This window comes from Sulfitobacter sediminilitoris, from assembly GCF_010667575.1.
Lineage (GTDB): Bacteria > Pseudomonadota > Alphaproteobacteria > Rhodobacterales > Rhodobacteraceae > Sulfitobacter > Sulfitobacter sediminilitoris.
Map to the genome: position 1 here is coordinate 94,003 of NZ_JAABNT010000001.1, position 17,503 is coordinate 111,505.

The 17,503-nt window shown below is 60.3% G+C and carries 18 protein-coding genes; 11 read left to right on the forward strand and 7 right to left on the reverse strand.

Annotated elements, in window-relative coordinates; all coding sequences use genetic code 11:
* Positions 1-1,410, forward strand: coding sequence for a protein adenylyltransferase SelO (locus GV827_RS00495; protein WP_164351737.1), 1,410 nt, complete (start codon positions 1-3; stop codon positions 1,408-1,410).
* A gap of 3 nt (positions 1,411-1,413) precedes the next feature.
* Here the strand turns inward: GV827_RS00495 and GV827_RS00500 are convergent, their stop codons facing one another.
* Positions 1,414-2,304 carry a DMT family transporter gene (locus GV827_RS00500; RefSeq protein ID WP_164351738.1) on the reverse strand — a complete coding sequence of 297 codons (891 nt, stop codon included), beginning with the start codon at positions 2,302-2,304 and terminating at the stop codon, positions 1,414-1,416.
* Positions 2,305-2,442: 138 nt separating this feature from the next.
* Between GV827_RS00500 and GV827_RS00505 the strand changes: the two genes are divergently transcribed.
* Positions 2,443-3,282, forward strand: coding sequence for a tellurite resistance TerB family protein (locus GV827_RS00505; protein WP_164351739.1), 840 nt, complete (start codon positions 2,443-2,445; stop codon positions 3,280-3,282).
* A 78-nt stretch (positions 3,283-3,360) separates the two neighbouring features.
* On the opposite strand, the gene GV827_RS00510 is transcribed toward GV827_RS00505, so the two are convergent.
* The gene (locus GV827_RS00510; RefSeq protein ID WP_164351740.1) at positions 3,361-4,677 is read right to left on the reverse strand and encodes a DEAD/DEAH box helicase; all 1,317 of its coding nucleotides are present in this window, start codon (positions 4,675-4,677) and stop codon (positions 3,361-3,363) included.
* Positions 4,678-5,021: 344 nt separating this feature from the next.
* Between GV827_RS00510 and GV827_RS00515 the strand changes: the two genes are divergently transcribed.
* Positions 5,022-5,435, forward strand: coding sequence for a Fur family transcriptional regulator (locus GV827_RS00515; RefSeq protein WP_164351741.1), 414 nt, complete (start codon positions 5,022-5,024; stop codon positions 5,433-5,435).
* Positions 5,436-5,464: 29 nt separating this feature from the next.
* On the opposite strand, the gene GV827_RS00520 is transcribed toward GV827_RS00515, so the two are convergent.
* Positions 5,465-6,508: an AbrB family transcriptional regulator gene (locus GV827_RS00520; protein WP_164351742.1), complete on the reverse strand. Its 1,044-nt coding sequence runs from the start codon at positions 6,506-6,508 to the stop codon at positions 5,465-5,467.
* 81 nt (positions 6,509-6,589) lie between these two features.
* On the opposite strand from GV827_RS00520, the gene GV827_RS00525 reads away from it, so the two are divergent.
* From GV827_RS00525 to GV827_RS00540, 4 genes are all read left to right on the forward strand, one after another.
* The gene (locus tag GV827_RS00525) at positions 6,590-7,459 is read left to right on the forward strand and encodes a DMT family transporter (RefSeq protein WP_164351743.1); all 870 of its coding nucleotides are present in this window, start codon (positions 6,590-6,592) and stop codon (positions 7,457-7,459) included.
* Positions 7,460-7,545: 86 nt separating this feature from the next.
* Entirely contained in the window at positions 7,546-8,820 is a 1,275-nt protein-coding gene (eno, locus tag GV827_RS00530) for a phosphopyruvate hydratase (protein ID WP_164351744.1), read from the forward strand.
* Between the two features lie 25 nt (positions 8,821-8,845).
* Positions 8,846-9,361, forward strand: coding sequence for a GNAT family N-acetyltransferase (locus GV827_RS00535; protein WP_164351745.1), 516 nt, complete (start codon positions 8,846-8,848; stop codon positions 9,359-9,361).
* Positions 9,358-9,774, forward strand: a complete 417-nt coding sequence (locus GV827_RS00540) for a cupin domain-containing protein (protein ID WP_164351746.1) — start codon at positions 9,358-9,360, stop codon at positions 9,772-9,774. The genes GV827_RS00535 and GV827_RS00540 overlap by 4 nt, the downstream gene beginning before the upstream one ends.
* Positions 9,775-10,019: 245 nt before the next feature.
* On the opposite strand, the gene GV827_RS00545 is transcribed toward GV827_RS00540, so the two are convergent.
* Positions 10,020-11,138, reverse strand: a complete 1,119-nt coding sequence (locus GV827_RS00545) for an anhydro-N-acetylmuramic acid kinase (protein ID WP_164351747.1) — start codon at positions 11,136-11,138, stop codon at positions 10,020-10,022.
* Positions 11,139-11,224: 86 nt separating this feature from the next.
* Here GV827_RS00545 and tyrS point away from each other — a divergent pair, with 86 nt between their 5' ends.
* Entirely contained in the window at positions 11,225-12,475 is a 1,251-nt protein-coding gene (gene tyrS / locus GV827_RS00550) for a tyrosine--tRNA ligase (RefSeq protein WP_164351748.1), read from the forward strand.
* A 45-nt stretch (positions 12,476-12,520) separates the two neighbouring features.
* Positions 12,521-13,348, forward strand: a complete 828-nt coding sequence (locus tag GV827_RS00555) for a GNAT family N-acetyltransferase (RefSeq protein ID WP_204325657.1) — start codon at positions 12,521-12,523, stop codon at positions 13,346-13,348.
* Here GV827_RS00555 and GV827_RS00560 read toward each other — a convergent pair.
* The 3 genes from GV827_RS00560 to GV827_RS00570 are packed head-to-tail and all read right to left on the reverse strand — an operon-like array spanning position 13,345 to position 16,455.
* The gene (locus GV827_RS00560) at positions 13,345-15,156 is read right to left on the reverse strand and encodes an ABC-F family ATP-binding cassette domain-containing protein (protein ID WP_164351750.1); all 1,812 of its coding nucleotides are present in this window, start codon (positions 15,154-15,156) and stop codon (positions 13,345-13,347) included. The genes GV827_RS00555 and GV827_RS00560 overlap by 4 nt on opposite strands.
* 45 nt (positions 15,157-15,201) lie before the next feature.
* Entirely contained in the window at positions 15,202-15,942 is a 741-nt protein-coding gene (locus GV827_RS00565; RefSeq protein ID WP_164351751.1) for a GNAT family N-acetyltransferase, read from the reverse strand.
* Between the two features lie 48 nt (positions 15,943-15,990).
* Positions 15,991-16,455, reverse strand: a complete 465-nt coding sequence (locus tag GV827_RS00570; protein ID WP_164351752.1) for an outer membrane protein assembly factor BamE — start codon at positions 16,453-16,455, stop codon at positions 15,991-15,993.
* Positions 16,456-16,546: 91 nt separating this feature from the next.
* On the opposite strand from GV827_RS00570, the gene GV827_RS00575 reads away from it, so the two are divergent.
* Entirely contained in the window at positions 16,547-17,098 is a 552-nt protein-coding gene (locus GV827_RS00575) for a YceD family protein (protein ID WP_204325658.1), read from the forward strand.
* Between the two features lie 195 nt (positions 17,099-17,293).
* The gene (gene rpmF / locus GV827_RS00580; RefSeq protein WP_164351753.1) at positions 17,294-17,500 is read left to right on the forward strand and encodes a 50S ribosomal protein L32; all 207 of its coding nucleotides are present in this window, start codon (positions 17,294-17,296) and stop codon (positions 17,498-17,500) included.
* Positions 17,501-17,503 lie beyond the last annotated feature (3 nt).

A 17,503-nucleotide genomic window follows, 5' to 3' on the forward strand; every position in this document is an offset into this window, starting at 1 on the left:
ATGCATATTCCCTTTGATAACAGCTATGCAACACTGCCTGATGGCTTCTATTCGCGTTTAGACCCCACTTCAGTTGCGGCGCCCAAGCTATTGGCATTCAACAAAGACCTCGCAAGTCTTCTGAGGATTGAGGTTGGTGATTTAACAGAAGTTGCCGACGTCTTTGGCGGTAACGATGTACCCCAAAACGCCGCGCCACTGGCACAGCTCTACGCGGGCCATCAGTTCGGCTCGTTCAATCCACAGCTGGGTGACGGACGTGCTATTCTTCTTGGCGAGGTGATCGGTACGGACGGCCTCCGCCGGGACATTCAATTGAAGGGATCAGGGCCGACGCCCTATTCGCGCATGGGTGACGGTCGCGCATGGTTGGGTCCGGTTCTGCGCGAGTACGTGGTGTCAGAGGCGATGCACGCGCTTGGCATCCCGACCACCCGCGCGCTTGCGGCGGTGTCCACGGGTGAACAGATCTGGCGTGAGCAAGGCGCGCTGCCCGGCGCGGTGCTGACACGCGTCGCACGCAGTCACCTGCGCGTAGGCACGTTTCAGGTCTTCGCCCACCGCGGAGAAGTTGAGAACCTCAAGACACTCACGAATTATGCCATTCAGCGTCACTACCCAGAAGCCAAAGGCCCCATGGACCTGCTGCGCGCAGTCTGTGCCGCGCAGGCTGATCTGGTGACGCGCTGGATGTCTGTCGGTTTTATCCACGGCGTCATGAACACTGACAATTGCGCAATCTCAGGCGAGACGATCGATTACGGCCCCTGCGCCTTCATGGACGCCTTTCACCAGAACCGCGTGTTCAGCTCCATCGATCAGCAGGGCCGCTATGCCTTTGGCAATCAGCCGGGCATTGCTGTCTGGAATATGGCGCAGTTTGCCACTTCATTGATGCAGACGTTTGAAGACAGGAATGCCGCGGTCGAGGAAGCGACAGAGATCATTCACGCGATGCCCCAGATGTTGGAGGATGGCTGGCTGAAACGGTTCGCGGCCAAGATCGGGATCGCCGAGCCAGCAAAGGCAGACACGCCCCTGATCGAAGAGCTTCTGGGCCTGATGCAGACCGATGGTGCTGATTTCACAAACACCTTCCGGGCCCTGGGCGGCGCAAATGCACGCGATCAGTTCACCAACCGTGAAGCCTTTGATGCGTGGGCCGCTAAATGGCAGCAGCGCACTTCATCTGATACCGCGCGCGAGACGCTCATGCGGTCTGTGAATCCTGCGGTTATCCCCCGCAATCACCGGATTGAGCAGATGATCGAAGCTGCTGTCGCCGGAGATATGGCCCCCTTTGAAAGGCTGATGACAGCCCTCAAAACGCCGTTCAGTGAAACGGACGCGGATCTTGCCCGCCCGCCAACCGAGACAGAGATCGTTCCGGCCACCTTCTGCGGGACGTAAGCGTCAGGCAGGCACGCGCGGCTTGCGGTTGATCAGGTAGATGCCGCTTGCCACCAGAACCAGCGCCCCCCAAACCGACGGGGCCACATTCTCTGACAGCAGGATCCAGCCCAGCAGCACCGAGAAGACAGGTGAAAGGAAGCTGAAAGAGGCTACCGAAGAGGATGGGTAGATCGACATCAGCCAGAACCATGCGAGAAATCCAAGGCTGGCCACGGCGATGATCTGGAACAGCAGACCTGCAACGTGAATCGGTGCGACATCCCGGATCAAGGGGCCGAACAGCGGCGCCAAAATCAGCAAGATCGGCGCGGATATCAGAACCTGGAACATCAGTTGCTGTGCAGGCGGCACCTTGGCCAACGGCGTCAGCCGGACGCAGACAACGATCCCCGCCCAGCAAAGCGACGAGGTAAGCGCAAGCAAATCACCAGTCCAGCTGACCTTGCCCCCACTGCGATCCGCAAGCGCGATGGCAACGCCTGCCATCGCAAGGATCAATCCAATCGTTTTGGGGCCGGTCAACCGTTCGCCGGGAAAAAACACATGCGCGATCAGCGCAAGCCAAACCGGCATGGTGTAGAATATGACAGAAGCGCGGCTGACAGTTGTCAGATCAAGAGCGCTGAACAAACACATGAATTCCAATGAAAAAAGGAGACCTGAAATGATCCCGCCCAACCACGCCGCACGCGGCACATGAAAGCCGACCCCGCGCAGCCGCATCCAGATCAGCAGCACAAGAACCGCGCCGGCAGATCGCACACCCGCCTGAAACACCGGGGAAAAGCCCCCGTTGGTGACTGAGATAACGACCTGATTGAACGCCAGATTAAGCGCGAAAGCGATCAACGCGACAGCGCCGAAGAGGTCCATTTGGTCTTTGCGTTCCACCACAGCAAAAACGCCGAGCGCAACGCCCAAGTCAATGCGTAAATCATCGCCGATGATGGCGTCTTTCTGAATTTCCCCTCGTTGGCCGCACAAAACATGCCACAGTGGAGGGCGACTCAACCAATAGGGGATCACAAAATGAGCTTAATGAAGACACTGGCGAAAGTGGCCGTCGGCGTGGCTGTGGCCAAGGGCGCGCAATCCATGATGAAACGCAGTGCACAGGGCGGCGGATCAGGTGGCGGGCTTGGCGGGCTGCTGGGCGGTCTAGCCGGTGGGGCTGCGGGCGGGTCCCGTCCACATGGCGGCGCACACAGCCCCGGTGGCGGATTGGAAGACATGCTTGGTGGCCTGCTGGGTGGCGGCGCAAGCAGTAAGGCCGGTGGCGGAATGCCCGGCGGACTGGGCGGTCTGCTTGAACAGTTGGGTGGCAGTGGCGGTGCAGGCGGCGGTCTCGGCGGTCTCTTGGGCGGTCTGGCTGGTGCTGCGGGCGCTGGCGGTCTGCTTGGTGGTGCAAGCCGCACGGTACAGAAACGCCCTGAACGCAACGACCGTGATTTCGGCGCCGTGTTAAACTCTCAGTTTGATGCCAATCCAGAACCCGAGATCGAACCCTCGCAGGATCAGGAAGCTGCCGCCGGTCTGATGCTGGCTGCGATGATACAGGCCGCCAAATCAGACGGCACCTTTGACGAAGCTGAAAAAGACAAACTGTTGGGCCAGCTAGGTGACGTCGATGCCGAAGAAGCCGCGTTCGTTCAGGCACAATTGCAGGCCCCTGTTGATGTGGACGGTCTGGTACGCCAGACGCCGCAAGGCATGGGTCCGCAGATTTATGCGATGTCCGTTCTGGGCATCGACCTCGATAGCCAGCAAGAGGCGCAGTATCTGCATAAACTTGCACAGGGCTTTGGCATGAAACCGGCCGAGGTGAACGACATTCACGCCCAAATGGGTGTGCCGTCGCTCTACACCTAACCCTTTCGACGCATAAAAAAGCGCCCCGGATCGGCTCCGGGGCGCTTTCCTGTGTCTGTGCAAGGCGCTGTTTTCGGCTCAGGCAGCTTTTTGATTGCCGGGCTTGCCACCGCTGCCACCGCGACGCCGCTTGCGTACGCCGCCGGGTTTGCCAGCGCCTTGGGCGGCGCCGGCGCCGCCGCGTGGCCGGTTGCCACCACCGCCTGGGCGCTCGCCCCTGCCACGCCCACGGCCCTGCTTGGGTTTCTCTTCAATCTCGGCACCTTCCCACGGACGACCAGAGGCCACGGGGATGCGGATTTTCATGACTTTCTGAATGGCGATCAGGTCAACCATCTCGTCAGGGGCGCAGAAGGCAACGGCAGACCCGTCCTTGCCCGCACGCGCAGTCCGGCCAATGCGGTGTACATATTGGTCAGGGACGTTTGGCAGGTCATAGTTATAGACGTGCTTGACGTCCGGGATGTCGAGGCCCCGAGCGGCGACATCTGTCGCCACCAGCACGGTAATCGCACCGGATTTGAACCCGGCAATCGCGCGGTCACGCTGACCTTGGGATTTGTTGCCATGGATGGATGCCGCGTCAAAACCCGCCTTCACAAGCGTCTTCATCAGCTTTTCGGAACCGTGCTTGGTGCGGCCAAAGACCAGCGCCCGCTCGCCCTTGTGCTTGGACAGCAGTTCGATCAGCAGCGATGTCTTTTCCGCCTTGGCGATGAAGTGCACCTCTTGCGTGACCTTGTCCGCTGCCTTGCCCGGAGGCGAGACCTCGATACGGATCGGGCTGTTGAGATAGCTGTTCGCAATCTCGCTCATCAGCTTGGGCATCGTCGCGGAAAAGAGCATTGTCTGACGCTCTTTCGGGATCACGGCGGAGATTTTACGCAGATCATGGATAAAGCCCATGTCCAGCATCTGGTCGGCCTCGTCGAGGACAAGGAAGGTGGTCTCATCCAGACGCACCGCCCGGCGGTCCATAAGGTCCAGCAGGCGACCGGGTGTGGCGACAAGCATATCAACACCGCGCTCCAACCGTTTGATCTGCGGATTGATACTTTGCCCCCCGACGACCATCTGCGCCTTGAGGGGTGTGTTTTCGCAGAAGCCCTTGAGGTTCTGCATGATCTGCTGGGCCAGCTCTCGCGTGGGGGCCAGGACCAGGGCGCGCACCGAACGCGGACTTGGTTTTTTCGGGTTTTCGAGCATCTGGGCCACCAATGGCACGCCAAAGGCCGCCGTCTTGCCGGTGCCTGTCTGGGCCAGACCCATCACATCGCGCCCGTTCAGCGCATGGGGGATGGCCTGTTTCTGGATCGGTGTCGGGTCTTTGATACCCATCTCATTCAGACGTGCTACCAGTTTAGGTGGCAGGTCCATCATATCGAAATCGCTCATAAATCTTCTTTCTGCGCACGGAAGCTCCCGCACGCCATCATTCTAAGACGCACAGGTGCGCCTGTCGGGGTCACGCGAAAATCAGATCGCAGCCGCAGGCCATATGCCACACAGCTGTCTGTCGCGCTTGGCCCCACGCGTGATTTTGGGAACATCGGCGGGCCTTGCTGCTGGGTCTTAGCGGGGATGTTCCCCGGCCCGGCACTGCTCACGCGGCAGAAGGCTTCGCTTGGGTCTGACATGGGGCATGGCCGGGCATAAGTCAACCGTACGACCCAAAAGCCGGTGGCACCGCGTCAAAAAGGACGCTACATCGGGGCACCATTCGATCCGGGGAGCAGCCCATGACCAAATCCATCATCAAACGCTGCGAGGACATGGGCCTGCGCATGACCGGTCAGCGCCGCACGATTGCACAGGTGATCGAGGACAGCGAGGATCACCCGGACGTGGAGGAACTGTTCAAGCGTGCTTCGGGCCGCGACGCGGGCATCTCCATCGCAACGGTCTACCGCACGGTCAAGTTGTTCGAAGAGGCCGGCATCCTCGATAAGCTGGAGTTTGGCGACGGCCGGGCACGCTATGAGGATGCGGAACGCGACCACCACGACCATCTGATTGATCTGAATTCGGGCGAGGTCATCGAATTCGTCGATGAAGAAATCGAAGCGCTGCAGGAGAAGATCGCTCAAAAGCTGGGTTACGACCTGCGCGGGCACCGGCTGGAGCTCTACGGGGTCCCATTAAAGAAGCGGTGATGACCGGTCTGACAGATGCTCTAAACCTCTTAAGAGCCAGGCGTCCGCGCCAGCAACATGGGCAGCAGAAACGTCAACACGAACAATCGCGCAATATGGCAGGCAGCGACAAAGCCCGGCACCACGCCCAGCACCGCCCCCATGGCGATCATCGTCTCTAACCCACCCGGCGCGAAAGCAACAAGCACATGCGCCACGGGCATACCCAAGGCCCATGCCACGGGGACCGCAGCAAGCCCGGCGAAGGTCACCGCAATTCCGGTAACAGCCAGCCCGGCGGCCAGCCCCCTGCGCAGATCAGCAAAAGTGATCCCTGAAAACCGCGTCCCGATCAGCGCACCCAGCACCAAATAAGCAGGCAAGATCATCCATTCCGGCAACACACCCGGCGCCCAATTGGTGAGATGCCCAAGGGCCGAGACCACCATCGCCCCCATCAGCAAAGGCGCAGGCACGCCAAGCCGGATAAAAAGCAGGCCAGCCCCGATACTTACCACAAACAACCCAATCAACCGTGAATACGGCATCGCCATTCCCTGCGGCGCGATGTTCGACGACACCTCGATGCCCATTGCCAGCGCGATAAAGGGCACCAGAATCGTCAGCGACAACAGCCGCACGGACTGCGTGATCGAGATACGCGCAAGATCAGAGCCAAGGTCGGCTGCCATTGCAACAACAAAACTAAGATGGCCCGGTGCGGCAGCCAGCAATGCCGCGCGCGGCTCAAACCCGAAAACCCGCACCAGCACGCCACGGCAGGTGACCAGAATGGCCCACATCACAAGCGCCATGAAGCCAAAAGCCAAAGGCCAGCGGATCATCGCGGCAAGAGCATCGGCGTTGAACCCGGCCCCAACCGCAAGGCCCAAGATTACAAAGCAGGTGTCACGCAGCCTTGGATCAATCGCGACCTTGATTCCACCCAACCCGGCAAGAGAGACCGCAACAGCAGGTCCCAGCAACATGAACACAGGCGCCGAAAGCATCCAGCCAACAAGCGCCCCCACAGCGCCAACGGCCACAGTCAGCGCTGTCTGTTTACCACTTGTAGACAGTTGGTTAGCTTGCATAGCTGCTCTGCTATCACCCCCTCTTGCCCTTGTCTTTCAAAACCGTCATGCCCGGCCCACAGGCGCAATCGGGATCAGGATATGGACAATTTTCGCGGCGCAGCGCTGATGGTGCTGGCCATGCTGGGCTTTGCGCTTGAGGACATGTTCATCAAGCTGCTGGCCGATGCTGTTTCCGTGGGACAGATCCTGACGATGCTCGGCGTCGGCGGCTCAACCGTCTTCGGGGCAATTGTGCTTTTGCAGGGCAGTCCCCTGTTCTCGCGCGCTATGATCTCAGCCCCCATAGCCCTGCGCGCTGTCGGCGAAATGGTGGGCACCATCGCCTTTGTCTCTGCTATCGTGCTGACGCCCATCTCCAGCGCCTCGGCGATCTTGCAGGCGACGCCACTGGTCGTCACGCTGGGTGCAGCGCTCTTTCTGGGCGAACCTGTCGGATGGCGGCGGTGGAGTGCGATCATCGTCGGGCTGTTCGGCGTGATCCTCATCGTCCGCCCCGGCATGGACAGCTTTGAGGTGCTCTCTCTGCTCGCCGTCCTTGCCGTATTCTGCCTTGCCATGCGTGATCTTGCCACGCGCAAGACACCACCCACTTTCTCCACCATGCAACTCAGCTTTCTGGGATTCTTCGCGATCATTCCCGCAGGGCTACTGCTGACGGCCGCCACAGGTGGCGCGTTCGTTGCCCTGTCTGGAACCGAATGGACCTATTTCATCTGCGCCCTGACCATTGGCCTCTTCGCCTATTACGGCATCGTCGCGGCGATGCGCGTAGGCGAGGTCAGCTTTGTCACCCCATTCCGCTACGCGCGCCTGCTCTTTGCGCTGGCAATCGGCGTGACTGTTTTTAGCGAATCCCCTGACGCGCTGACCCTGATCGGCGCGGCGATCATCGTCGCGTCCGGCATTTATACGGTCTGGCGACAGCGTCGCACCGGAGTGATAGCGTAAACGGTCTGTTTTCCGAGCCTGCAAACCTTTCCCCCCGGCGCGCGGACTTGTAAGACAGCGACAAAACACACCAAAGGACGCATTCCATGAGCACCATCATCGATATCCACGCCCGCGAAATCCTTGACAGCCGGGGCAACCCCACGGTCGAAGTGGATGTGATCCTTGAGGACGGCACAATGGGCCGCGCGGCAGTTCCGTCAGGAGCATCCACCGGGGCTTACGAAGCGGTTGAGCGCCGGGACGGTGACAAAGCCCGCTACATGGGCAAGGGCGTGCTTGAGGCCTGCGCTGCTGTGAACGGTGAAATCGCCGAGGCGCTGGTCGGCATCGATGCCACCGAACAGGTCGAGATTGACGAGACTATGATTGAGCTGGACGGGACGGACAACAAATCCCGCCTCGGCGCAAATGCCATCCTCGGCGTTTCCCTTGCCGCCGCAAAGGCCGCTGCCGATTTCTGCACCCAGCCGCTCTACCGCTATGTCGGCGGCACTTCCGCCCGCATCCTGCCTGTCCCGATGATGAACATCATCAACGGCGGCGAACATGCCGATAATCCCATCGACATTCAGGAATTCATGATCATGCCCGTCGCGGCAGAGAGCATTCGCGATGCCGTGCGCATGGGCGCGGAGGTGTTCCACACACTCAAGAAAGAGCTTTCCGCTGCAGGCCTCTCCACTGGCATCGGTGACGAGGGCGGCTTCGCACCCAACATCAGCTCCACCCGTGATGCACTTGATTTCATTTTGAAATCCGTTGAAAAAGCAGGCTACAAGCCGGGCGAGGATATTTATCTGGCGCTCGATTGCGCAGCAACAGAGTACTTTAAGGACGGCAAGTATGAGCTTGCAGGAGAAGGAAAATCCCTGACCAGCGCAGAAAACGTTGCCTACCTGTCTTCGCTGGTATCCGATTACCCCATCATCTCCATCGAAGACGGCATGTCAGAGGACGACTGGGACGGCTGGAAGGCCCTGACCGACGCCCTTGGCGGCAAGGTCCAGCTTGTCGGCGACGACCTGTTCGTCACCAACCCCGCACGCCTGTCCCAGGGCATCCAGCGCGGCAGCGCCAATTCAATGCTGGTCAAGGTAAACCAGATCGGCAGCCTCACCGAAACCCTGCGCGCCGTCGACATGGCCCACCGCGCGGGCTTTACCAACGTGATGTCGCACCGCTCGGGCGAGACCGAAGACGCCACCATCGCAGACCTCGCTGTCGCCACCAACTGCGGTCAGATCAAGACCGGCTCGCTGGCCCGCTCGGACCGGCTGGCCAAATACAACCAGTTGATCCGGATCGAGGAAGCCTTGGGTGAAACGGCCGAGTACGCAGGCCGCAGCATCCTGAAGTGATCCGTGCCCGCGGGAAATCACCCGAATGAATGACATCATCATAAACGAGGCCAAAACGCCGGCAGAGATCGACGCGGTGCGCGATCTCTGCTGGGCGTACCGCGACTTCCTGCTCAACAACTCACCCGTAGATCAAGAGATCACCGAAACCTTTTATCCGACGGCGAAGTACGAAGACCTGATGCAGGACCTGCCCAATCTGCACGCCCGCCCCAAGGGCATCATGCTGCTGGCCAAGGACGCCTCAGGTACTCCTGTTGGCTGCGGCATGACCCACGCGCTTAACGACACTACCGCTGAAATCAAACGGGTCTATGTATCCGAAACCGTTCGCGGTCAGGGCGTTGCCAGACAAATCTGCACCCGACTGATTGATCAGGCCCGCGCGGATGGCATTGCCAACATCGTCCTCGACACCTCGAAAAGCCTTACGGCGGCGCAGGCTCTTTACGACCGGCTGGGGTTTGCGCGGCGCGGCCCCTATCAACCCATTCCCGAGGATGTCCTGCCAGAGCTTCTTTTTTTCGAGCTGACCCTATGACCGCCGATGACATCATCGCCCAACTCGATCTCGCTCCTCATCCCGAAGGCGGCCACTACCGCCAGACATGGATGGCCAAAAACACAGGACGTCCAACAGGCACCTGCATCTACTTTCTACTAAAAGAGGGCGAAAGCAGCCATTGGCACAAGGTCGACGCGACCGAAATCTGGCTCTATCACGCCGGTGCGCCACTGATCCTGAGCATGGCAGCGACACTCACAGGACCGGCCACCGATCATCTGCTGACCCCGGACCTGACCCTCGGCGCACCGCAGCTGATCGTGCCCGAAAACCACTGGCAAAGCGCATGCAGCACCGGTGATTTCACACTGGTCAGCTGCACGGTCTCGCCCGGCTTTCACTTCGACGGCTTCACGCTCGCCCCACCCGGCCTCGACATCCCAAGATAGCCAAACCGTCCATCCGCTCTGGTCTGGAGCCGCCCTTGCTTGAGCACAGGTCGGGCGGAGGGATGGCGGCTTGCCAAGAAAAATCGCGGAGGGACCCGCCCCGCGGGATACCGCTATTTTTCTTGGGAAGACGACAGCGCTCTGCCAGACAGGGGATCAATCAAGGGCGGCTCCAGACCTCTCTGGGATGGTGAGACCCGCAGCGCAGAATCAATAATGTCATGCGGCGCAGCCGCTCGATCAGGTCAACCCTCGCCCCTGGATGGCACGCTCACTGTTCCGCCGCCCACTGCCGCCCGCACGCCTGTTGTGCCGGGACAGGACGTCGGCAACCCCCGCGCCACACGCACTGCTAGATAGCCGAATGCCTGCGCCTCCAGCATGTCGCCATCCAGACCGGTGTCCTCGACCGGCCCCACGGAGCAATCAAGGCTCACCGCCAGCATCTGCATCAACACCGGATTGTTACGCCCGCCTCCTGTCACCAGCACCCGCGATGGCAGGCTGGGGCAATGCTGCATCGCCTCCGCCACGGCGGCGGCACACATGGCGGTGAGTGTCGCGGCGGCATCCGCGTCCGACAGCTCACCGACCAGCGCGACCATCTCGGCAAAATCGTTCCGGTCCAGCGATTTGGGCGGGATCCGCGCAAAATAGGGTTCGGCCAGAAACAGTTCCAGCGCGCCCTGCTCTACCTGTCCACTGGCGGCCAGCTTGCCACCTTCGTCGAAAGCCTGACCAAGGCGGGATTGCATCAGATCATTCAGGGGCGCGTTGGCAGGACCGGTGTCAAAGGCCAGCAAGGCACCTTCGTCCTGCGGCCTTGGCATCGCCGGATCAACCCAGGTCAGGTTGCCCACACCGCCAAGGTTCAAGAACGCCACCGGTCCGTCGATTCCTGCAAACCGGGCACAGGCGTGATGGAAGAACGGCGCAAGCGGCGCCCCCTCCCCGCCCAGTTCCACGTCTGCCGTGCGAAAGTCCCACACTACCGGCACGCCCAACCGGTCTGCCAAGGCAGCACCATCACCCACCTGCAATGTCCCACGGGTGCGCGGCGCATGGGCGAGTGTCTGGCCGTGAAACCCGATCAGATCAATGTCCGTCATATCCGTCAGCAAGGCTATATGTGCGGCCTCCACCACTTCGGCGGCGGCCTGGACCTCTGGGCCTTGCCACTTGCCGAACCCAGCAGCAATCACGCGGCGTTCCGCAGTCGTGTAGGCCCGGTAGGCCGTCTGACCGAAGCGCAGGATATCATGGCCATCGGTCACCAGAACCGCCGCATCGACACCGTCCAGCGATGTCCCCGACATCGCCCCCAGTGCACGCACCGGTCCGTCCTTGCTGATTGCCCTGCTCATTGACTGCCCACGTTGCCTCAAGGCCTTTCCCTTGGCCATCCTTGCGCCTATAGATGCCCCGCAAACACAAGCCGAGGCAAGAGACCATGACCTACCACCCCAAATCGGACTTCATGCGCGTCATGATGGAACGCGGCTTTCTGGCCGATTGCACCGATTATCAGGGGCTGGATGAGGCGCTGCTCAAGGGCGGTCAGCCTGGCTATATCGGCTTTGACGCCACGGCGAAATCCCTGCACGTGGGCAGCCTGATCCAGATCATGATGCTACGCTGGTTTCAGAAATGCGGTGGCAAGCCCATCACCCTGATGGGCGGCGGCACGACCAAGGTGGGCGATCCGTCCTTCCGCTCAGATGAACGCCCTCTGATGGGTCCTGAACAGATCGAAGAGAATATCGCCGGGATCAAGGAGGTCTTCAGCGCCTACCTGACCTATGGCGACGGGCCATCTGATGCGATGATGATCAACAACGCCGAATGGCTGGATGATCTCAACTACCTCGATTTCCTGCGCGACATCGGGCGGCATTTCTCGATCAACCGCATGCTCAGTTTCGAGAGCGTAAAATCGCGGCTCGACCGCGAGCAGTCGCTGTCGTTTCTCGAGTTCAACTACATGATTCTGCAGGCATACGACTTCCTAGAGCTGCACCGCCGGTATGGCTGCATCCTGCAGATGGGCGGATCGGATCAATGGGGCAACATCGTCAACGGCATCGACCTCACGCGCCGCGTGATTGACGGTGAGGTCTACGGCCTGACCTCGCCGCTGCTGACCACCTCGGACGGCAAGAAGATGGGCAAGTCGCAATCGGGTGCGATCTGGCTCAATGCCGATATGCTCAGCGCCTATGAGTTCTGGCAGTTCTGGCGCAACACCACCGATGCTGATGTCGGCCGTTTCCTGAAGCTCTACACGGAATTGCCGGTTGAGGAATGCGACCGACTGGGTGCGCTGGAAGGGTCCGAGATCAACGAGGCGAAAATTCGTCTGGCCAATGAGGTCACCACCTTGCTGCATGGTGCCGAGGCTGCGTCCGCTGCCGAGGCAACGGCGCGCGAAGTCTTTGAAAAGGGTGGCATCGGGGATGATCTGCCCACCCTCACGCTGTCGGCTGAGGATGTGGGTGACGGTATCTCCATCGTGCAGCTGATCGTGAAATCGGGCCTTGCAGGCTCTGGCAAGGAAGCCAAGCGGTTGATCGCGGAAAATGGCGCCAAGCTGGATGACGCGCCGCTCACCGATGCGGGGTTGATGTTGGACAAGGGTGCTTTGGCAAAGCCAATCAAGCTGAGTGCGGGCAAGAAGCGGCATGCGCTTGTGCAATTGGGCTGATGTGGGCTTAACCGCGACTTAACCCTGAACGGGCTTTATCGGACAATGTTCGATGAAGCCCTTGCGCCCCGCTCACATCCGTTGATGCAGGATCCGGCCTTTGCCGCCGCACTCAGGCTGTGCGGTCAGGCGCCGGTGCAATTGTCCGGCGGCCTGACTGTACTGCAAAGGCGTGTTGCGGGGGTGCCATTGGCAATGCTCCCGCGCGCCATCCCGCCGCCAGACCTCGCACGCCAATTAAAAGAGGTGGGACTGCATCGCAGGCCGCTCATCCTGTCGCCGGAACGGCCCTGCCCGCTACCTTTTGCCTTGCGCCTTTCCGGTTCCCGCGTGCGCGCGGTGCTGACCCTTGACGAAGATGCCGCAGCTTTGCGGGCGCGACTTCATCCTAAATGGCGCAATCAACTGGGTGCAGCGGAAGGGCGATCTGTCAGGGTCATCCGCACCCGCTTGCCAGCCGATCCGGACAGCCCTGTTCTGGCAACGGAGACGGCGCAGTCCCGCGCGCGAGGCTATGCAAACTGGCCTGTCGCGCTGACCGCCGCTTTTGCTGCCGTGGCGCCCCGGCAAACGCATCTGTTTCAGGCTATCGCCAACGGGGACGTGGTGGCCCATATGCTGTTTCTGACCCATGGGTCGGGGGCTACCTATCACATCGGTCACATCACGCCGCGCGGCAAAGCGGTTTGCGCGCACAATCTGATCCTGTGGGAAGCTGCGCGGCACCTGGCGCGTCTGGGCTGTTGCCACCTTGATCTGGGCATACTGGACGACAGTACACCGGACCTCAATCGCTTCAAACTGCGTACAGGTGCCAGACAGCAGAAAACGGGCGGGACGCATTTGATCTGGCGGCTTTTGGCTGCGCTCTAGCTATCGGCTTTTTCTTCCAGCAAGAGCCATTCTTCTTCAGCCGCTGCCAGTTTTTCCTGACGTTCCACAAGGGCTTGCGTAGCTTTATTAAACTTCACCGGCTCCCGCGTGAAAAGCTCTGGATCGGCCAGCAATCCTTCCAGCTTGCCAATCTCGGCCTCCAACCGTTCCAGCTCTGCCGGAAGCGCCTCGAGGCGGTGTTTCTCGGTAAAGCTGAGGCCCTTCTTTTCAGCCGCTTTTGGCACAGGCTTGGCAACTGCCGCCTTCTTGGTCTCGGCAACGCTTTCAGCAAAATCATCCTGCGCGCGCTGAGAGAGGTAGTCAGACCAGCCCCCGGCATAGACCGTCGCCTTGCCATCGCCTTCCATCGCGATTGTGGTTGCCGCCACCCGGTCCAGAAAATCCCGATCGTGGCTGACAAGGATCACGGTACCATCGTACTGGCCCAAGAGTTCCTGCAACAGGTCAAGCGTTTCGACATCCAGATCATTGGTCGGTTCGTCCAGCACCAGCAGATTGCTTTCCCGCGCCATGATCTTGGCCAGCAGCAACCGCGCCTTTTCACCACCTGAAAGCGACCGAACGGGCGCGCGCGCCTGCCCCTCGTCAAACAGAAACTCCTTGAGGTATCCGACGACGTGTTTTGGCATCCCGCGCACCAGCACCTGATCTGCCTTGCCTGATACCCGCATGTCCGGATCACCGGTCAGCGAATCCCACAGTGACATATCGCCGTCCAACTGCGCGCGCGCCTGATCGAACAGCGCCAATTGCAGGTTCGTACCCAGTGTCACGCTGCCGGTATCAGGTTCTTCCTGCCCGATCAGCATATTCAGCAGGGTCGTTTTGCCCACACCATTTGGCCCGACAAGCGCGATGCGGTCACCACGCTGCACGGTCAATGAGAAATCCTTGAGGATCACCTTGTCGCCAAACCGCTTGGAGATGTTTTTCGCCTCGATCACCTTGCGACCGGACTTTGGCCCGGCTTCCAGCGCCATGGCCGCCGCCCCTTGGCGACTGATCTGCGCCGCCCGTTCCGCGCGCAGATCCTGCAGCGCGCGCACACGGCCCTGATTGCGCTTGCGGCGGGCGGATATCCCTTCGACCGCCCAACGCGCCTCGGCCTTGATCTTGCGGTTCAGCTTATGGCGTTGCGTGTCTTCCTCATCCCAGACCTGGTCACGCCACGCCTCAAAGGCGGCAAACCCTTTTTCCTGCCGGCGCACCATTCCCCTGTCGATCCAGAGGGTTGCGCGCGTCAGTTCACGCAGGAAAGCGCGGTCGTGGCTGATGATGACAAAGGCGGTGCGCGTGTTCTTTAATTCATCCTCCAGCCAGCGGATCGCCTCGATGTCCAGATGGTTCGTAGGCTCGTCCAGCAGCATCAGTTCCGGTTCTTCGGCCATCAGCCGTGCCAGTGCCGCGCGTCTGCGCTCCCCGCCGCTGGCAGTGGCCACAGGACGCGCAGGATCGAACTTCAGGCCTTCGCCCGCCCGCTCCACCTTGTAAAGCTCACCGGGATCCAGCGCGGCAGAGGCAAAATCGCCCAAGGTCTCATATCCTGACAAATCAGGGTCCTGCTCCATGTACCCGACAGAAACCCCCGGCCCCGCAACGACCTCGCCACGGTCCGGCTCAACCAGCCCGGCCATCACCTTCATCAGTGTGGATTTGCCCGACCCATTGCGCCCCACCAGCGCGACGCGGTCGCCCGGCTGAACCACCAAGGACAGGCCTTCAAAGACGGGATCCCCGCCGAAGGTCAGAGAGATATCGTTGAGTTGTAAAAGAGGTGCACGTGCCATGTCTGCCAGCTATGCCGAGCCTTTGCCCGCGTCAATGCCCGGCGGTCAAACCATCGCCCGCAGCAGGCGTTTTCGGCTGTCAGGAATGGCCCCGATCTCAAGCCCCGTGAAGACATGCAGCGTATTCATCTGGTGATCTACCACCGCATGATCGCTGACCCAGCCCCCCATCAGCAGGTAGGTGCGCAGCAAGGGCGGCATCCGCAGCATCGCCTTTTTGGCATCGGGCTTGCGCCGCAACCGGGCGGCAAACCGGAACACATCGGGCGCCTTCACCCGTGGCAACCACCGTTTTGGGGCCAGATGGCGCGCCCGCAACATCGCAAAGGCATCAAGGTAGTCCTCGGTTTTGACCCCGGCAAAAGACGAACAGCCAAACAGCAGTCGCACTCCCTCGCGGTCCACATAATCCGTCATCGCCGCCCAGGCGAGGCGTAGAATATCCGGGTCACGATGTTCAGGGCTCACGCAAAAACGCCCCAGCTCCAGCATCAGGCCATCATAGCTTTCGAGCGCGCTCAGCTCGTAATACTGCGCGGCATAGCAATTCTTGAGGCTGCCCCCATCAAGAATGAGCAGACGGTAACAGCAAACCAGAACACTGCTGGCAGTATCCTCAATCAGGATGTGCGTGCTTTGCGCGTCAAAGGCATCTGCGTCTAGGGAAGTGTTCAAGCTGAAGCATCTTGCGCGAAGCAGTTGGGCTGCGCGTAAATCTGATGGAGTCTTCGCTTCTCTGGCTCTGTACTTGCCTTTGGTCAGGTAAATCATTACCTTAGGTCCCATCCTTTAGCGACGCCATGATAGCGTCGAAAAGGTAACCGGGTCATGACATCAACTGCCAAATCCAGCCGGGTTAAAGCGGCCGATATTACCCAGCAATTGCCGCAGGAACGAATTGTTGCTGACCGGCGATGACGTCACGCGGCGGGAAAGGGGCACAACCTGTCCCCGTTCCAAACCAAAACGCTCGACGTTCTCAACCACACCACCCTCGGAAAAGCTGATGGCAACAACCTGTCGGTCAATCTCTTGCGGGGCCAACGGCCCGATGGCCCGGGTGCGCATCCGCACGTAATAATAGCCGCTGTCGTTCAAAACACCGGAAGAGACTGGCACGCCCACCTTTTGCGCCACGGTTTCGCGCGTATCGCTGCCGACCTCGATCAGATCAAGGTCTTCTTGCGGAGGGATATAGCCATGGTTGCTGAACTGCGGGGCACATCCTGCCACGCCAAGTCCGAGGACAAGGAGAGCGGCCTGAAAGGCCCGAAGGCCGGCTCGGCTTGTGGTGCGCATCGTATCTGCCCTCTTGCCCTTGGAACGTCTGGCTTTTATTCCGCATACACCATGCAGCACCTTGTATTCAAGAAACGAAAGTAGACCAGATATGGCCCGCACTGCCCCAAGTGATACTGCCCTGCGGGTCGCTGACCTGTCCCAGACGGCTGAAAACGGCTTTGCCTTGCGCCCCGGGCCGGACCGGCTGGCCGATATTGCCAAGGAACTTGAGCTTTCCGCGCTGCGCAAGTTGAGCTTTGAAGGTCGCGTCAAACCGCTGGGGACCAGCGACTGGGTGCTGGAGGCGCGGCTGGGGGCGACGGTGGTTCAGCCCTGCGTTGTCACGCTGGAACCTGTGACCACGCGGATCGACGTGGATGTGACACGGCAGTACCTGCGGGATTACAAAGAACCCGAAGAACCCGAGGCTGAAATGCCCGAGGACGATACGACCGAAGCCCTTGGCGTTTGGATTGATCCCGGCGTGGTGATGCTTGAGGCGCTTGCCCTGGCCGTGCCGGATTATCCGCGCAAGGATGATGCCTCCCTTGGACAGATGGTTTATACAAAACCGGGCGAGGCCCCGATGACAGATGAAGACGCCCGTCCTTTTGCGGGTTTGGCCGATCTGAAAAGCAAGCTGGAAAAAGACGACGACTGAAACCGGCACAAAGGCTGAAATTACTGCTTGCACGCGATGGTTTTCGCAGTATTTTGCCGCCCTCATCCCAATTAAGGTTGGACAATACACGCGGCTTTGCCTAAAGCGGCGTCACGCCCGAACCGGGGTAGATTGAAACATGGGGTTTTGCGGCCTGACTGGCCCGACGCCCCCCGAACCACAAAGGCACCAGACATGGCTGTCCAGCAGAATAAAGTTTCCAAGTCGCGCCGCAACAACCGCCGTGCCCACGATTCGCTGAGCGCTGCGAACCCGAACGAGTGTTCGAACTGTGGTGAGCTGAAGCGCCCACACCACATTTGCGCGTCCTGCGGTCACTATGACGACACCGAAGTCGTTGCTCTGACAGAAGAGATCGACCTGGAAGACGACGCGGCCTAAGGT